General features: G+C 36.8%; 17 protein-coding genes. 4 read left to right on the top strand and 13 right to left on the bottom strand.

The window, feature by feature from the left end:
- Positions 1 to 24: 24 nt before the first annotated feature.
- The 5 genes from ACG916_RS05195 to ACG916_RS05175 form a co-directional block, all read right to left on the bottom strand.
- The gene (locus tag ACG916_RS05195) at positions 25 to 1,902 is read right to left on the bottom strand and encodes a protein phosphatase 2C domain-containing protein (protein WP_419327223.1); all 1,878 of its coding nucleotides are present in this window, start codon (positions 1,900 to 1,902) and stop codon (positions 25 to 27) included.
- A gap of 146 nt (positions 1,903 to 2,048) precedes the next feature.
- Complete coding sequence (locus ACG916_RS05190) at positions 2,049 to 3,101, bottom strand: TerY-C metal binding domain-containing protein (RefSeq protein WP_336951068.1); 1,053 nt, start codon at positions 3,099 to 3,101, stop codon at positions 2,049 to 2,051.
- 103 nt (positions 3,102 to 3,204) lie between these two features.
- A complete protein-coding gene (locus ACG916_RS05185; protein ID WP_336951067.1) occupies positions 3,205 to 3,840 on the bottom strand; it encodes a vWA domain-containing protein in 636 nt (211 codons plus the stop codon).
- A gap of 14 nt (positions 3,841 to 3,854) precedes the next feature.
- Positions 3,855 to 4,499 carry a TerD family protein gene (locus ACG916_RS05180; RefSeq protein ID WP_336951066.1) on the bottom strand — a complete coding sequence of 215 codons (645 nt, stop codon included), beginning with the start codon at positions 4,497 to 4,499 and terminating at the stop codon, positions 3,855 to 3,857.
- A gap of 16 nt (positions 4,500 to 4,515) precedes the next feature.
- Entirely contained in the window at positions 4,516 to 5,154 is a 639-nt protein-coding gene (locus ACG916_RS05175) for a vWA domain-containing protein (protein WP_034613146.1), read from the bottom strand.
- A 275-nt stretch (positions 5,155 to 5,429) separates the two neighbouring features.
- On the opposite strand from ACG916_RS05175, the gene yddG reads away from it, so the two are divergent.
- Complete coding sequence (yddG, locus tag ACG916_RS05170) at positions 5,430 to 6,374, top strand: aromatic amino acid DMT transporter YddG (RefSeq protein WP_419327225.1); 945 nt, start codon at positions 5,430 to 5,432, stop codon at positions 6,372 to 6,374.
- A gap of 109 nt (positions 6,375 to 6,483) precedes the next feature.
- Here yddG and ACG916_RS05165 read toward each other — a convergent pair whose 3' ends face one another.
- Complete coding sequence (locus ACG916_RS05165) at positions 6,484 to 7,539, bottom strand: Rieske 2Fe-2S domain-containing protein (protein ID WP_419327226.1); 1,056 nt, start codon at positions 7,537 to 7,539, stop codon at positions 6,484 to 6,486.
- Positions 7,540 to 7,835: 296 nt separating this feature from the next.
- Between ACG916_RS05165 and ACG916_RS05160 the strand changes: the two genes are divergently transcribed.
- On the top strand, positions 7,836 to 8,768 hold the full coding sequence (locus ACG916_RS05160; RefSeq protein WP_336951062.1) for a LysR family transcriptional regulator: 933 nt from the start codon (positions 7,836 to 7,838) through the stop codon (positions 8,766 to 8,768).
- A 196-nt stretch (positions 8,769 to 8,964) separates the two neighbouring features.
- Here ACG916_RS05160 and hpxO read toward each other — a convergent pair whose 3' ends face one another.
- Entirely contained in the window at positions 8,965 to 10,122 is a 1,158-nt protein-coding gene (hpxO, locus tag ACG916_RS05155) for an FAD-dependent urate hydroxylase HpxO (protein WP_419327227.1), read from the bottom strand.
- A gap of 213 nt (positions 10,123 to 10,335) precedes the next feature.
- Here hpxO and alc point away from each other — a divergent pair, with 213 nt between their 5' ends.
- Together alc and ACG916_RS05145 are read left to right on the top strand one after the other, a co-directional pair.
- Positions 10,336 to 11,343 carry an allantoicase gene (gene alc, locus ACG916_RS05150; RefSeq protein WP_419327228.1) on the top strand — a complete coding sequence of 336 codons (1,008 nt, stop codon included), beginning with the start codon at positions 10,336 to 10,338 and terminating at the stop codon, positions 11,341 to 11,343.
- Positions 11,344 to 11,347: 4 nt separating this feature from the next.
- The gene (locus tag ACG916_RS05145; protein ID WP_336951058.1) at positions 11,348 to 11,842 is read left to right on the top strand and encodes an ureidoglycolate lyase; all 495 of its coding nucleotides are present in this window, start codon (positions 11,348 to 11,350) and stop codon (positions 11,840 to 11,842) included.
- 190 nt (positions 11,843 to 12,032) lie between these two features.
- Here ACG916_RS05145 and ACG916_RS05140 read toward each other — a convergent pair whose 3' ends face one another.
- The 6 genes from ACG916_RS05140 to ACG916_RS05115 all read right to left on the bottom strand — a co-directional run bounded on the left by ACG916_RS05140 (position 12,033) and on the right by ACG916_RS05115 (position 16,603).
- On the bottom strand, positions 12,033 to 12,755 hold the full coding sequence (locus ACG916_RS05140) for an outer membrane protein OmpK (protein WP_336951057.1): 723 nt from the start codon (positions 12,753 to 12,755) through the stop codon (positions 12,033 to 12,035).
- 145 nt (positions 12,756 to 12,900) lie between these two features.
- Complete coding sequence (gene uraH, locus ACG916_RS05135) at positions 12,901 to 13,221, bottom strand: hydroxyisourate hydrolase (protein WP_419327229.1); 321 nt, start codon at positions 13,219 to 13,221, stop codon at positions 12,901 to 12,903.
- Positions 13,222 to 13,254: 33 nt separating this feature from the next.
- A complete protein-coding gene (gene uraD / locus ACG916_RS05130) occupies positions 13,255 to 13,776 on the bottom strand; it encodes a 2-oxo-4-hydroxy-4-carboxy-5-ureidoimidazoline decarboxylase (RefSeq protein WP_419327230.1) in 522 nt (173 codons plus the stop codon).
- Positions 13,777 to 13,902: 126 nt separating this feature from the next.
- The gene (gene puuE, locus ACG916_RS05125; protein WP_419327231.1) at positions 13,903 to 14,868 is read right to left on the bottom strand and encodes an allantoinase PuuE; all 966 of its coding nucleotides are present in this window, start codon (positions 14,866 to 14,868) and stop codon (positions 13,903 to 13,905) included.
- 79 nt (positions 14,869 to 14,947) lie between these two features.
- A complete protein-coding gene (locus ACG916_RS05120) occupies positions 14,948 to 16,006 on the bottom strand; it encodes a hypothetical protein (RefSeq protein ID WP_336951054.1) in 1,059 nt (352 codons plus the stop codon).
- Between the two features lie 15 nt (positions 16,007 to 16,021).
- Positions 16,022 to 16,603 carry a histidine phosphatase family protein gene (locus tag ACG916_RS05115; protein ID WP_336951053.1) on the bottom strand — a complete coding sequence of 194 codons (582 nt, stop codon included), beginning with the start codon at positions 16,601 to 16,603 and terminating at the stop codon, positions 16,022 to 16,024.
- Positions 16,604 to 16,664: the final 61 nt, after the last annotated feature.

Below are 16,664 nucleotides of genomic sequence, written 5' to 3'. Positions count from 1 at the left end.
ATTCTTCAAATACTTAGATATTATTTATACAGATGTTGTTGAATGCTTATTCCATAATACGGCCATAGTACGATCATCATGATGGCCAGCTGTAAAGAAATGCATCCACTCCAACAATGCAGTGTCGGCTGCTTCATTCTGTAGCAACGGATCTAGTTCACGGTATAAACTTTGCCATTTATCAAAATTGGATAAACCAGAATCTGTTTCAAATTTTGGATCTGAAATACCGTCAGTCATCAACATAATGGCATTGGTATCTTTAAAACAGCCTATTTTTAAACGGTTTGGAAATTCTGTAGCAATACTCAGATCTAGAAACTTAGTCTGTCCTGCATATTCACCACCATCTGGAACATTCATCAGGCGCACGTTGTTATCGCTATATACTGCGATTGCACCGTCTCCCACTGAGAATGCACTGATAAAGGTTTTATCAGCTAATTTACATACGACCGCAACCAGCAATGTGGTTGAAAAATCTTTAGTATTTGCCTCAATCTGTTCTGCTTGTAATCGGATTTGGTTAATAATTGATTTGTATATTTCATAATATACATGATGAAACTGCTCATTTAACTTCTTGGCAACTTCAACAGTTTCAGCATCTTGACTGCCCACTTGCCACTTTTCTAAATCAGAAATCAGGCTTTCAACCGTTTGTGGGTTTAAATAGTTTTTCAAGTTATTTTCAACAATCTCAACCGCAATTCGAGAACCTTCTCTTGAGTATTGCGCACTGCCTGCACCATCTGCCACAGTCAAAACCGACCAAGGTGTATTCTCGATTAAGGTAATTGAGAAATCATCATCTCTAAATAAGCCTGCGTGTTCATGTGAACGGCCTCGACGACTTGCAGCGATAATTTTATAGTCCACCGCATCAATCAAAGCTTGATCCAAATGTGGCTTGCTAAATTTTTGCCCAGACTCAGGTTCAATGACTTTCCATAAACTGCGTGGGTCTGCAATGACATTCAACCGACACTGGGCGGAGCGTGTTTCTCCATCAGCAATAAACTGAAAAGAAAATTCGATTGAATCTGCTAGTTGTGGCTCACCATGAATACGTTGTGTGGCTTCATCGAAATAAAAGCTGGTATCTGGAAATTTAAAGCTTTCAGGTTTGAATATTAATTGATTGACATCATGTTGAGAAATCACTGAAATTCGAGATTGATAGTGTTGTCCAACTCGGGCATTTTCAACCTGAAATTTAATGTCTTCATATTTACTTCGTCTAAACACAGATTCGATCTCTAATCTATTCTTCTCAGTTTCAGAAGAAATTATTTCAGGGGTTGAGCTTATATTTTTAGCATCAATCGTCAACTTGTTTTCTAAATTAGGTTCAGTTGTAAAGGCTGACATTTTCTCGGCTTGATCTACAACAATTTGCTGTTCAACATGTAAGATCGGCGCGAGTTCCAATGTTGTGTGAAGATCTAAAGTGATATTTTGCGTATCAGAAATTGCTCCAACTGAGTTGATGTTTTCTGATGATGTATCGAGTTGATCTACATTGACTAAAGGAACAACATAACTTTGTTGAATACTTTCATCAAGGTTGACTTGTTCATCCACTCTAGCATGTTGATTGGTTCCAGTTTGCTGATTAAAACAGGCTTGCTCTTGAACATTATTTTGTACAGTGACTTGGGGTTTATCCGAGCTTATAGTTTTATGCTGGGACTCTGTAGCTGATGCATTATCCAATGAATCAGCTTCATTGATTTTGTTCAAACACGGCGAAGCTATCTTAACTTTTTCCAATTCGTTGATGAGTTTTGAAAGTTGTTTGAGATTTTGCGAATCACTTAATAGAAATTGAGAAAATGTTTCACTGAAATCAGCGGAATTATGTTCCAAAATCTGCTTTAATTTGCATACATCACTATCCATTTTACCCTCTACCCATTTTTCTATTCTATTCGCTTGGCCATTTGGTCACTCACCAATCACAATGCATTTAAGCGTTTAGCCCTATAGATTTTTAATATTCGTCAATACAGCAATGCTTTAATAATGTATTCATCAACAGATAAAGCCTAACCTTGACCACGGGTTAAATCGAAATCTCCCTCACCAGACGAGAAACTGATTTGTCGACGACACCACGGGCAAACCACAGATTCCCGATAGCCGTCATAGCACATCAAATTACCACAACCACACACGGCAAAAGCAGTCTCAGAAAAACAATGTGGGCATTCAGGGAAACCATCGAGCTCGGCTGTATTGATCTGCTTATTTGATGCATTATGATCTGACCAAGTAAAATACTCCTCAGATATCGCGCTACAGGTATCTAACTTAAAATTATAGATATTGATATTTAAATCAGCTGGACCTTTGTACTGTAAATTTCGTATATATTTGATGATATAAGGTTTATTCATCTTTTGGCAGCGACCCACAAATATCGCACAATGATCATCGGCTTTATTTTTTTGCAGGGACAATGCATCTTTTGCCAAGCGCATATAACGCTCATCAATCGGCAACAGTTCATCTTTTTGTTGATGACTACCAATACTAATACTTTGTGAGACCACAGAGGCCGTGATCCACTTACACAAACCTTTGACATATTCTTGATTGATTTGATCAATTGAAATGGTATTTTCAGTGATCTTACTCAGCACAGAAAAATCAACATCTGCACCTAAACCAATGGCGACGACTGTTGCTTTATGCGCATATTTAGCATTCCAGCGTTGAATTGCCTGATCATATTCATCGGTTGGACGACCATCGGTAAATATATAGACCATTGGCTTCCAGTCGCCTTTGACTTCACTGGTGGTTTTCATCACATAACGATCAATTTCCTGACCCAAATGATCTAAAGCTTTACCCAAATGTGTCCCACCACCCAAGGGCAAATTAAAATGATTAAAGGCAAATAACTCAGTTAAAGGGACCAATGTTCTGACAATCCCTGCATATGCAATCAAGGAAACAAATACAGTTTCAAGCGCATAAGGATCTTTTCTTAAACTGCTTAAAATAAACTCCACACCCTCTTGAACTGATTCAAGCGGTTGCCCGACCATTGATTCAGAACAATCAAGAACAAAAAATACCGGTAAACGACGCATAACTTCACCTACATTATTTTTATCATATTATTCAAAAATCTAAATCAAACAGATAAGTGCTGACCTGTTTGATTTAACATTTTTAACGTCAAGTAATATCCAGTTATAAAACCAACTGAATTTCGGCAGGTGGTGGTGGTAAAGAAATTGAATCGGATACCCCTGCGCTACTGCTACCAGCGACCACGCTTGCAGAAACCCACTTAAAGAAGCTAGCAAAACTATTTGAATCCATGGTGTCTAACACAACCACTTGGTCCGTTAGTTGCAGCAGGGATTCGGTTTTCGCTTTTGGCCCCGCAGCACAAGCGACAATCGTGGCAAAATTAAGCTGTTTAATTGTGGGAACGATTTGCTGATAAGCATAGACATCTGAGGGTGAACCATCTGTCATCAAAAATAATAACGGGCGCCAATCCCCTTTAACCTCATTACTACTTTTTTGCACATTCTGTTGTACTTGCTGTGCCAGTAATTCCAATGCAGCACCCATAAATGTTGCTCCCACATTGGGCACATCTAGATCTGGAATTTGAACTTGATCCAAAGGGGTAAGCGGTAAATAAACTTTTGCATCAATATCAAAGGTAATCACACTTAAATACACGCTTTCAAGCGCATAAGGATCTTGTCTTAATGCACTGAGCATCGACTGCAAGCCAACATTCACCGAGTGAATTGGCTCACCACGCATAGAGCCAGATGTATCTAATAAAATATATACAGGTAAACGGCGCATTATATTCTCATTCTTTAACTATATTTTTTTAACCATTCCACGAAATTATCCGTGGGTGATGCATTACCGACCGCATTAAATTTCCAACCAGTATTTTCTCTGACCAGTTCAGCAAATAATAATGAACGTTGTTGATCATATTGACCAATGCCTGATAAATCAAAACGCACCATTTCTTTACCAGTACCATCGACAGCACGAATAAAGGCATTTTTCACCTGACCAAAATGCTGATTGTTTTTTGCACCATTGTAAATTTGAACAATAAAAACAATCTTGTGATATTCAGCTGCCAAGCTATTTAATTTGACAATAATTTGCTCATCATCCCCGTCACCAGCACCAGTACGGTTATCTCCAGTCAGCCAGATTTGCCCTGAACGATGTTTTAAATTATTAAAAAAGATAACATCACTATTTTCGAGTGTGGCTTGACCTGCGGCATTCCAACCTAGATCTTTTACTTTTCCACTGATATCACATAAGAACGCTACCACATCTAGATCGTGTTCCTCACTCTTAGCGCCTGAAAATAATCCGCCTAAAAAGCCTTTCTTTTGCTCAGTGATATCCCAACCGAGTCCAATCGTCACTCGTTCTAAATCATGTTTAGATTTTTCAAGACTGAGTCCTTGACCTTTTACTAATGTAATTGCCATGCATTTTCCTTTATTTTTATAAAACCACATTCACTTCAGGTGGTGGTGGTGGAAGATCATTTAAGCCTGTGACTTCTTTTTGACCTGCATCTACTTTTTGGCTACCTGTAGAAATACTTGCAGAAACCCATTTAAAGAAGGCTTTAATGGTATTTGAATCTGCAGTTGCAAGTTCTACCACAACTTCTGTAATTTGTTTGAGAATACTGCTATCTGCATTATGTCCCGCTGCACAAGCAATGATCATCCCCGTCTTCGCTTGTTTGAGTTTTGCAAAACCTTTAGTCCAATCATCTGTTGGTGCACCATCTGTCATAATAAAAACTAAGGGTTTCCAGTCACCACGGGTATCAGGTGTGGTTTTTTGCACTTCCTGATCAATTTTATCTGCCAGTAAGCCAAGCGCTTCGCCCAACTGTGTAGTCCCCGTTGCCTGTAATTGAGGCGGTTGAAACATCGCAATTTCAGTTAAGGGAATCAGCTGTTTGGCTTGAGTATCGAAGGTAATAATAGACAAATAGGCTGTTTCAAGTGCATAAGGATCTTGTCTGAGTGAAGAAACCAGTATTTCAACACCATTTTTAACGGCTTCAATCGGTTCACCATGCATCGAACCTGAGGTATCTAATAATAAATATACGGGTAATCTTCTCATTTGTTTATCTCTATTTAATGTCTCGTTAATTTTTAATCTTTATGTATATGTTTATATAAAAAATTGAACTAAAAACAAAGCTTTTTATCATTTTTAATACTTAATTTTTTATCCAAATATCAAATTTTGCTTGAATACTCTATTTTTTAATTGATCTGATTCTGACATATTATTTGTTTTATGCTGGGTAATATTTTAAAAATAATTGCAGAGTTCTAAGCTATAATTGTTTTATTATTTACCTTAATCTGAATCCTCAGATTTTAAAGCCCAATATGTCAAAAAATCTCGCTACGTTGATTGGTTTAAGTGCCATTTTACAATGGTCTTCCATCGTCGGTTTATTGAAAAAAATTAGTTTTAGTTTGGGCGCTGAGTTAGCTGTGCTGCTGATGTATACACTGAGTACTTGTATTTTATTAATATTTTTTAAAATCCCAAATTTAAAATTAATTTCAAAAAAATATCTGATTTTTTCTACCTTATTGTTTGTTATTTATGAATTATGTTTTTCTTATGCCATCGCACTGGCACAAACTGCACAACAAGCCATAGAGGTTAGTCTAGTCAATTACCTCTGGCCGGGCTTAACAGTTGCCATGCTGATCCTATTTAAAGAAATTAAATTTAATGTCTTTGTTATTGTCGGTTTAGCCATCAGCTTAAGTGGAATTATTTTGATTCAAACTGGGCAAGGTGCTTTAACCTGGTCAAATATTTTATCCAATATTCTGGAAAATCCAATCAGTTATATTTTGGCATTTGTTGGGGCAACGCTGTGGTCCTTATATTGTGTCATTACCAAAAAATATAGTGATGGGCATAATCCAATTTCATTTTTCTTTGTGGCGATCAGTATAGTACTGTGGAGTAAATACTTGTGGTCACATGGGTTGAGTCTAAATGCAATTCCACAAGTTGAACTTACAACAATTGGATTATTAGGCATTGTTTCAGTGGTGATGGCCTTGGGTTATGCTGCTTGGAATATTGGTATTATCAAAGGCAATATTACGATTTTGGTGACTTTATCTTATTTTAGTCCAGTCATCTCAACTTTGATTTCAATGTTTATCTTACAAACCAATCTACCAACAGAGTTTTGGTATGGTGTGATGTTGGTGACTTCAGGCTCTTTAGTGTGTTGGATTTCGACAAATTGGCAACAATTAAAAGAAAAATTATTAGCTAAACTAACGAAGTCAAACTCTTTTTTATAAGAAGATCTATGTTGTTAAGATCAGCTTTAATCATATATTGATCATTCATCATCAATATATGATTAATTATGTTAATACCTCCAGACGCTGGGGATGGAAAAATGAAAATTTACACAATATAGCGTTTGCTTAGTCCCCATTCTGCCAATATCCTGCGATAGGTTGTAGATGAACGATCTGCTTCAAAATGTGCTTCCATTGTAATATCCAATGGAAGCTCTTCTGGTTTTTGACTCTCTACCATGTCCTGATCTTCTGCAAAAATTTGTGCATTAAAATCATAAACTGCCTGCAAATCGCCTGTGGTATCAAAATTACGGGTGAGTGGTACAAATAATCGAGTTTGGTTATGTGATACAGGACAACAGGCATTTAAAATTTTTAATACGCCCTCACGTGGAAATTCAACTTTTAACACTGCTGAAAATGGCGGGTAAACGTCAAAAATTCGCTTCCATAAAAAATCTTCTGGTGCCAGATGCTGTAAACCATGTGGATAGTTGCTTACATTGCTGACATATTCAGTATGTAAACCATAATCTGTACGTTCAGTGGTGTATTTGGGTACAACAGGATTTTCAGCATCGGCAAAAGACTGCTGATGTACCCAAGCAAAATGTGCAACATCAATAAAACCTTCCAATTGCCGCCCGCTTGAACCAGCAATATCAACAAATGGTGGCAAAATGGGCTGATGATCAGGATGATCCCAAGTATCCAATATTGGAAAGTTTGCGAGGCTTTCATCACGGCTAAATAAACTCGTCCAAACCAAACCATATTTTAAAACTACAGGAAATTTGGTGAGGCTAAAGCGCTCTGAAATATTTGTCAGTTCTGGCTGTGCTGGAATTTTTGTACATTGACCTGCTGTGTTGTAATGCAATCCATGGTAGGGACAAACAATCTCTTCACCTTGCACCCAACCTTTGCTGAGTGGTACACCACGGTGCGGGCAAATATCACGCACCAACTGAATCGCACCACTTGCCGTTTGATAAAGCGCCATTTTCACATCGAGGAGTTGTACTTGTTGTGGGGCTGTTGTGACATCTTGCACACGTGCGACAGGATACCAATGCTGAGCGAGTATTTCCCAGTCTTTAGGCTCAAAACCACTACATTGTGGTTGACTAAACAAGTTCAGAACTGGAATTGCATTCATACAAAACTCACAGAATATATATTTAATGTCATGATCTTATGCTGTGATTTCAGCATAGCGCTCAGCTAAAATCATGGCTGAGTTTTAAATTACGAATTTTGTCTAATTCTGTCTATTAGAATGTTTTACTTATCTCATTCTAAAAAATAGAACACCTATCTGAAAATTATTTTTAGAAAAAACTCATCATTGGCATAAAAATCGCTTAGTGATCTGTGATTTTAGCGAGTTTCAAATTTCCTTGATTTTCATTGCTTAGGAATAAGTCCGTGAAATATAAATAATGGACAGCCCATATGCCTGTGAATACAACTTTTTCACGATTTTCAGATTATTTTATTGCCGTTGCCAAGACAGGTAGCTTAAGAAAAGCAGCAGATCAACTCTATATTTCAGTATCTGCAGTACATCGTCAAATCGCACTCGCTGAGGAAGAGTTTGGAATTGATCTGTTTGAACGTTTACCCAGTGGTTTAAAACTGACCCTTGCTGGAGAGTTACTCTATGCGGATTTGATTAAGTGGCAAAAAGAATTTCAATTAACTCGTAATCGTTTTGATGAAATTCAAGGGCTTTCTCGGGGAACCATTAATTGTGGGCTTATTTCAGCACTGAGTGATGGTTTTGTCTTAGATTCAATTCAATATATGTATGACAACTATCCTTGGATCAACTTTAATTTTCATATCCAAGACAGTGAAACTGTGTCAAATATGATTATGGAGGCTGAAATTGACTTTGGGATTTTATTAAACCCTAAAGGACATCATCAATTAGAGGTTCTCTCTTTTGTAGAAATCCCAATCGGTTTTATTTTACCTAAAGATCACCCTTTAACAAAAAATGAGAAAGTCTATCTATCAGATAGTGTCAACTATAAGCACTTGATTCCTGGCGCACCTTTAATTATTCATGATTACGCACAGACCTTGTATAAGCATCATAAGTTTAGCCCTCAGCATCACTTACATTGTAATGACATCCGAATGATGATGTCATTAATTCAAAAGAACTTGGGCATTGGTTTATTGTCATTTATTGATGCTTATCCTTATTTAGAGCGCGACGAGCTGGTTTTTAAGCCAATTCGAGAAAAACGTTTATATCCATTAACACTAGCTTTATGTGTTGCACCAAAACGACAACTTTCACGCGTATCGCAAATTATGATTAAGCATCTTATTGAACAAATCGAAGCATTTAAGCTCAAGTTGATCCCTTATCAATAATCAGGTTTGGGTATGTTGTAATACAAATCATTGATTTAAAGAAATGAACAACAGCCCCTTAAGCAACAAAGCAATGACGTGTAGCTGAGTGATGACTAGCAATAACTCCCTAAACATATATATGAATCAAAAGTGTTAAATTTCCAATGCTGAATTTAGATTGAGTAATTTAAATTCAGCATCGACCTAGCAACATTTAATCTAAAGGATTTCCGATAATATTACTGATAATGCCACGCATAATATGTGGACCTTGTTCTTGACGTAAATCTTGATACCATGCTTCGGTCACAGCCTCATCTTTCATATGGGTCACATCACAGCGCTTACGGGCACGTAATACCAACTCATTGGCGCGCTCATTACGTTTATTTTGATATCGTTTTAAGGCATCCTCTACACCTAATGTATTGATTTGCAAAGCGCGTGCTAAGTAAATTGCATCTTCCATGGCTTGGCAACCGCCTTGACCAATATCAGGTGTGGTACTATGAGCCGCATCCCCCATAATTACCACTCTGCCTTTATAAAACTGGGTAAAAGGTTCAATATCATGAATTTCTACTCGATTGGTTTTTTGCTCATCAATCGCTTCAATTAAGTTTTGAACAGGCTGGCACCAGTCCTTAAAATATTGTTTAAATAGTATTTTATATTGGGCTTTACTGTTTTCCAAACCTACAGGTAATGGCACATCAAAGAAGAAGTAAAAACGTTGATCTGCCACCGGCATAAGCGAAACACGTTTCCCCTCTCCAACAAATGTTGTCCATTGATCTGCTTGGGCTAAATTATCTGAAATTTCCACTAAACCATTCCAATTGACATAACCAGCATAACGACGTTCAACCTGTTCACCCAATACATATTGGCGCGTTAGCGAATGTGTTCCATCCGCACCAATTAACAATGCTGTGATGACTTCACTGCCATCTGCAAACTGAACTTTTATATGTTGATCTACTTGTTCTAGTGCAACCATTTTTTTCCCAAGATGAATATCGTCACGGCCAAATTCATCCATCAACATGTTTTGTAAATCTGCACGTGAAACTGGATAAGGCCGTTGTCCGACCTCTTCAATCAAAGGCATTAAACTAAACTGAGTCATGTGCTCACCAGTTAGTCCATCGATATAGGCTAAATGATCCATTTGACCACCGAGTTTGGCAACTTGATTCGTTAAGCCTAAATAATTCAGGCACTTAACACCATTTGACCATAAAGAAATAGCAGCACCTACAGCTAGAATTTGTTCAGTTTGTTCATAGATGGTGACCGTATGTCCGAATTTTTTTAGTGCAATACCTGCGGTTAATCCCCCCATACCTGCACCAATAATAGTAATCTCCATCTATTTCTCCTCTGTCTGTATCTTTAACACTTATGACTAAAATGCTAAAAACGTGCCATTTATTTAAAAATCACAACATTCGTCAAGCAAAGTTGGCATAGGCTATGCATGATGAGGACGGTAAGATATTGTTTTTATGAGTGCTTATTGAACTTTAAGCACCCATATCAATGAATAAAATGATATAAATCGCAATATGAATGGTAAATAAATATGGCAACTTTACTTGCACCAAGTTTTGAGCTTCCTGCACATTTACAACAATGCACCAATTTGGCAGATCCCCGAATTGGTACAAAAGTACTTGAATGTTCAGATGATTTTTTTGCAGAAGCACAACGAATGTTGCAATTTAATCCACCCATTTTTGTAGAAGATAAATTTGATGATCACGGCAAATGGATGGATGGATGGGAAACCCGTCGTAAACGACATGCAGGCTATGACTGGGCAATTATTAAATTAGGCGTTGCTGGAAAAATTACAGCATTTGATATTGATACCACTTTTTTTACTGGGAATTACCCTGCTTCTGCTTCAATTGAAGCCTGTTATGCACCAAATGGGGACTTAAGCAATGCACTTTGGCAACCCATTCTAAATAATTCTATTCTTGGCCCAAGCCAACACCATATTTTTAACATTAAAAATTCAGCAGTCTTTACCCATGTCCGCTTAAATATTTTTCCTGATGGTGGTATTGCACGTTTTCGCGTCTATGGCGAAGTGCAAATACAGATTCAAGATCATCAAAAAACATTAGATTTACTGGCACTAGAAAATGGTGGACGCGTGATTGCCTATAGCGACGCCCACTTTGGTCATCCTCGTAATTTGATCAATCCGAATCGTGGAATCAATATGGGAGATGGTTGGGAAACCAAACGTCGCCGTGCGCCTGGATTTGATTGGTGTATTTTAGCACTCGGTCAAAGTGGTGTAATTGAAAAAATTGAAATTGATACTGCACATTTCAAAGGAAATTTCCCTGCTCAAGTTTCTATTCAGGCGATATATATTGAAAATGCGACTGATCCACAACTAATTCCACAAAGTATGTTTTGGCCATTTCTACTCAATGCTCAGGATATGCAAATGGATCATATTCATGATTATGTAGCCGACATTTTAAAGCATGAAAAAATTTCACATATTCGTGTCAATATGATTCCAGACGGTGGTATTAGTCGTATCCGATTATGGGGTAAAATTATAGAGTGATTTTATGAAATATATTCAAATTCAACCTTTAACAGCTGAAGCTTTTGCCCCATTTGGTGAGGTCATTGCTTGTACTGGCAATGATTTTTTCCATATCAATAGTGCGCATACGGAACGTTATCATGCTTTATCCTTGGCTCAAGCGACCAACGCTGAAATCGGATTGAGTATTTTTCGAAATATTCAAAAAACCCAAGTGCCTTGTGAAATTCAAATGCTTGAACGACATCCGATTGGTTCACAGGCATTTATCCCGATGCAAGGTCAATCTTTCTTGGTTGTTGTTGCAGCCGCTTTGGACCAAGACCAACCTGATCTTGAACATATTTACGCCTTTATTAGCAATGGTCTACAGGCTGTAAACTATCGCGCAGGCACTTGGCATCATCCGTTATTGACACTAGAAGCACCCAGTGATTTTACGGTAATCGATCGGATCGGTGAGGGTCACAATTGTGATGTTTTTCAGTTTAATGAAAATATTGTCCTGACTTTATAAGCAATAAGCATCATTTCATAACATGAATTCAAAATGCTAATGGGGCGAAATTAGCTTTAAAAGTATTGATTAAAAACTTTTTTTGTATGTTCTTAAACTTCAGAGCAACATTGTTTTATGTTGCTCTGATTGGAAAATTTATTCTGAGTTTAACTTAATAAAATAAAATCATGATCAGATAAAACTCGTTTTAAAAATGATATTTAATCAACGCACTGACATTGTTTTCATCTTTGCCAGAGATTCCATATTTATTATTCCAAACTGAATACTCAACGCCTAAATACAATTTAGTATCTGGTGAAATATGTTTACCCGCATTCCATTTCCATTGTGTAGTCCAGTTTAACTCACTGGCATGGTCATCTTCTGCAGTTGACCAATCAAGAAAACCATCGACAAGAAAATCTTCTGATGCGATTTTAAATGGTACACCAAAGGCAAAAGTCAGCTGATAATCGTCATCCGTATTCTTATAATTGTCTGCTTTATAGAAGTTTAATTGTGCATACTGGAAATATGGAATTGCTAAATCTACCCCGATCCCATACAGATAATTGTTAAAACCTTCACCACCTTCCCATGTTGTGGCAATGAGAACGTCTTTGATTGGACCCACTTCCAACTTATGCCCTGAAATAGCACCCAAGCTCAATCGTGGTGACACTTCAAAATACGTCTCATTACCTGAAACATCATTATTGGTACGATCCGCAAATGCAAAGAAATCCCCATATTTTAATTTGGCTGCATATTCAAAAGTTATGGTCGATTGGTCGTCTTCCCGAGCAATCAGTTCATAGTTTTTTCCATATAAACCTGTAATGCTAAAGTCTTGCCAAATAGGTGCAGCATGAGTGCTAAAAGCAGTGCAAACTAAAGTTGAAAGCGCAGCAAATTGTGTTAAGTTCATTTTATAAATTCCCCATCAGAAATAACGGTAAACACTTGTGTGAATAAGCAAAAACAAAGCCAATTTTTACACTTGGTCAAAATTTATTAAAAAAAACCCAAATCAATGGGCTTTAAAATCATAAAATAATCTAATTCTATAAAAGCTAGCTACCACGATACGTGGAATAAGCAAATGGGCTGATTAATAAAGGAATATGATAATGTTGTGCCAAATCAAGGACTGAAAAATGAATCACAACTTTTGGGAAAAACGTTGCTAAGGCTAAACGGTCAAAATATTCAGCAGTATAAAAAACCAAACTATAATCCCCTGTTTTAATTTCACTTAAATTAAAATCTGCTACCCGTCCATCTTCATTGGTCCTTGATTCTGCAACAATATTGTCTTGGCTATCCAATAATTTTATCAGAACATTTACGGCAGGCTTGCCAAGATGCGTGTCTAAGATATGGGTACTGATCATGTTATTTCCTTTCTAAACATTATTTTAATGCAATCAATCATTTAAGCTTTCATTTTCACTCAGTTCTTGATTGAGTCTTAACATTGCAATTTCACCAAGTTGTTGTTTAACAATACGCTGTTCTGTTTCAGGATCATTTAATAAACGATATTTCAGTGCTTGTAGAATTTCAGTCTGATCTAAGCCCATAGCACGAATTAAAAAAATATGACCAAATTTCTTTTCATAAGCAATATTGCCTTGCAATAAAGCATGTTGTGTTTCAGTGTTCTGTTTTATTGCTGATTGCTCTTGATGAGAAAATGCTTGCTCTTTTTCACTCAGCACTGCCTGAGCCTTTTTTTCACCGATCCGTGGGTGTGTCGCTAATGCATTTACAATTTCTAACCATGTCCAAGTTGAGGCTTGTATTTTTGCAAAATCCATTAACGCTTGAGTGTTGACAAATGGACGTTGTGACAAAATTTCATCTGACCAACGTTGAATGTGCACACAATGCTTGAGCAAGCTTGTAAGCTCTTCTGATGATGCTTGATTAAATTCTTCTATTTTCACGAATAATACCTATGCTTGAGTTCGCTAAAATTTTCAAACACTTTTATATAAACTTTGCTGCGCGCTTTACTGCATTCAATTAAAAATAAAGTGCTTACCTTAAAAGCCACATCCTCATAGCGACAATTATGCGGCTGGATGGTGTTTAAACCAATGTTCAGCGATATCACCGCGACGACAGATCCAGACTTTTTCATGTGCCTGTATATAATCTAAAAAACGCTGTAATGCTTTAAAACGACCGGGACGTCCCAGAATACGACAATGCATTCCAATCGATAGCATTTTCGGCTCAGTTTCACCTTCTGCATAAAGCACATCAAAGGCATCTTTTAAATATTGGTAAAATTGCTCGCCACTGTTAAAACCAGCAGGCGCGCAGAACTTCATATCATTACTTTCTAAAGTATATGGAATGATTAGGTGCGGGCGGCTTTGGCCTTGTAAATCGGTTAAGTTTGTCCAAAATGGCAAATCATCACCATAGTAATCGCAGTCATATTTAATCTGTGGAAATTCAGCCAATAATTTACGAGTATTTGGGCTATCCCGCCCTGTATACCAACCCATTGGTGTAGCGCCAAATAAGGTTTCTAAAATGCTGATTGCTTGATCAATATGCTGACGTTCCGTTTCAATATCTATATTTTGGTAATTTAGCCAACGCTGTCCATGTGAAACCACATCGTAATGGGCTTGTTGAATGGCTTCCACAATATATGGATTACGTGCCAGCGCCATACCCACTCCAAATATGGTCATGGGTAAGTTACGCTTTTTAAACTCATGATGAATACGCCAGAATCCTGCACGAGCGCCATATTCATACATCGAATCCATCGACATATGCTTGTCAGGAAAACTTGCTGCTCCCACGATATCAGATAAAAACTGCTCAGAACCGGCATCACCATGTTCGATATGGTTTTCAGCACCTTCTTCATAGTTAAGAACAAACTGTACCGCTATTTGGGCTTGATTTGGCCATGCTACTTTGGGTACTTCACCGTGATAGCCAATGAGATCTCGTGAATAGGGAGTATTTTGGATTTGGTCTATTAAGTCTTGCCCACGTAAATAAGTTTTATTCACTCAAACCGCCTTTAAACTTTTCAATCACCATTTTTTAGTGTGAATGATCAAGCAGTTTTTATGCCAATCTCCTCATGCTTTAGTTAACGGGTTGGAAAATTAACTGCATGTGATGACTTGTTCCCTTGAAAATATAGTGGTGTTTTCCAATTTGAAAACTTAGATTAGGTTGAAGAGCACTTTCCTGCTGAGTACGTACAATCATCGAATTATTTTCATTCGATTCTTTTAACAAGAATTGATAAATTTTATCCGTCATCTCTGCATCTAATAATTTATGCTGGATTCTATTTTGTAGATATTGATCTAAACGTTTTATATAAAATTCTATAAGTTTTTTATCACCAGAACTAAAAACAGTCTCAAAATTATTTAAAGAAGCCACTTCATTATTGACTGAGCTTAATCCTGTGGTTTTAATTGCGCCCACTTCAAATTGATCAGTCCGTTCAAAAACTAGATTAAGGCTTTCAAGACTATCTGAGAAATTTGCATCTTGTTGTGAATATTGTTCATAAATATCATGAAAAAGTTTTTGATATTCCTTAGATATAGAAGCGTAATCATAGAGATTAAAGTATTGCACCTTACTCACATCGGCTAAGTATTCTGCACATTTTTTCCCACATTGATCTTTTTGTTGTTGACTGATTGCATTGGTCATTAAGTACTGTGTATAAAATTGATGTGCATCATCTAGATATTGAATCTTATGAGTCCATTTATATTTCACTAAACTTGCATCGCCTGCTGCAAGGTAGGTTTCGTATCTCAGAACATTTCTCTCTTTAGGTAAATCTTTCTCCCATAAATCATGATATTGATTCAAAATTTTAACACCTGATATTGTGAAGTCAGAAGCTGCTAAAGCACAATTTTTATCTTCCAAATAACCCAAAAGATCTGAAACAAAAATTACATCCATCGAATACACATCTATTTTTTCAGAATTTGGGCGATTTAAAAATTGATGTAACATGTTAAGAGGCATATAGCGATCAAGCCCCTTACATTGTGTTTCAAGAGGTTGCGCAAATTGAGTTAAATCTGACTTTAAAGCCGCAATATCTGCATATATCGATACAGGTATAAAAGTAAAAACCGTCAATAGCGCAATTTTTCTTATTATAAAATTCATAATTTTATTCTCATTTTATTTAAAAATAAAAAACTCTGTATTGTTTAATTGATGATTTAACAATGCATAACGAAAATCACGCATTAATTGTGATGATAACTCTCGCTTTTGCTCAACCAGCATTTTAAATAACTGTAAAAACTGACCATGACTAAATACCAGTAAATGATCATGTTGATAATGCGCTTTTAGGGAATCCAAGTGCACAATAAAGTCCGTAACGCGATAATAAAAATTTGCAAAAGATTCAGCACCTTCACTTGTAACTAAATTGACATCTGCTTGATTCCAATAATCATCTACCCAAGGTTTTCGTTCCTCTAAAGTGGTATTTTTACATCGCATATCGGATAAGTAAGAAAACTCATGGATATCCAAAATTTGAGGTGTAATCTGATCACGTAATAAAATTGGGTCAGCTGTTAGACGTGTACGGATAAATGGAGAGACATAAATCTGCTTTGCTGGAGGTAAAACATCAATAAGTTTTTGCGCCTGTTCATGTCCATATTCGGTTAAGGGAATACTTGCATGGGACTCAGTTTTACCATTTACATTCCCTAAACTTTGCGCATGGCGAATTAAATAAATGCTCATATCAACCTTGACTATTTTAATTTTTAGACAACATTTTGAAAAGAATGATAATTCAAAATGA

It is taken from the genome of Acinetobacter legionensis, from assembly GCF_048552295.1.
Classification (GTDB): Bacteria; Pseudomonadota; Gammaproteobacteria; order Pseudomonadales; family Moraxellaceae; genus Acinetobacter.
This window is presented reverse-complemented; position numbering and strand designations above follow the sequence as displayed.

Coding starts and splice junctions, on each gene's coding strand:
- ACG916_RS05140 (WP_336951057.1), bottom strand. CDS start 12,755: ATGAACTTAACACAATTTGCTGCGCTTTCAACTTTAGTTTGCACTGCT.
- ACG916_RS05115 (WP_336951053.1), bottom strand. CDS start 16,603: ATGAGCATTTATTTAATTCGCCATGCGCAAAGTTTAGGGAATGTAAAT.
- hpxO (WP_419327227.1), bottom strand. CDS start 10,122: ATGGAGATTACTATTATTGGTGCAGGTATGGGGGGATTAACCGCAGGT.
- ACG916_RS05180 (WP_336951066.1), bottom strand. CDS start 4,499: ATGGCAATTACATTAGTAAAAGGTCAAGGACTCAGTCTTGAAAAATCT.
- ACG916_RS05165 (WP_419327226.1), bottom strand. CDS start 7,539: ATGAATGCAATTCCAGTTCTGAACTTGTTTAGTCAACCACAATGTAGT.
- ACG916_RS05175 (WP_034613146.1), bottom strand. CDS start 5,154: ATGAGAAGATTACCCGTATATTTATTATTAGATACCTCAGGTTCGATG.
- yddG (WP_419327225.1), top strand. CDS start 5,430: ATGTCAAAAAATCTCGCTACGTTGATTGGTTTAAGTGCCATTTTACAA.
- ACG916_RS05190 (WP_336951068.1), bottom strand. CDS start 3,101: ATGCGTCGTTTACCGGTATTTTTTGTTCTTGATTGTTCTGAATCAATG.
- alc (WP_419327228.1), top strand. CDS start 10,336: ATGGCAACTTTACTTGCACCAAGTTTTGAGCTTCCTGCACATTTACAA.
- ACG916_RS05145 (WP_336951058.1), top strand. CDS start 11,348: ATGAAATATATTCAAATTCAACCTTTAACAGCTGAAGCTTTTGCCCCA.
- uraH (WP_419327229.1), bottom strand. CDS start 13,221: ATGATCAGTACCCATATCTTAGACACGCATCTTGGCAAGCCTGCCGTA.
- ACG916_RS05195 (WP_419327223.1), bottom strand. CDS start 1,902: ATGGATAGTGATGTATGCAAATTAAAGCAGATTTTGGAACATAATTCC.
- ACG916_RS05120 (WP_336951054.1), bottom strand. CDS start 16,006: ATGAATTTTATAATAAGAAAAATTGCGCTATTGACGGTTTTTACTTTT.
- ACG916_RS05160 (WP_336951062.1), top strand. CDS start 7,836: ATGCCTGTGAATACAACTTTTTCACGATTTTCAGATTATTTTATTGCC.
- ACG916_RS05185 (WP_336951067.1), bottom strand. CDS start 3,840: ATGCGCCGTTTACCTGTATATATTTTATTAGATACATCTGGCTCTATG.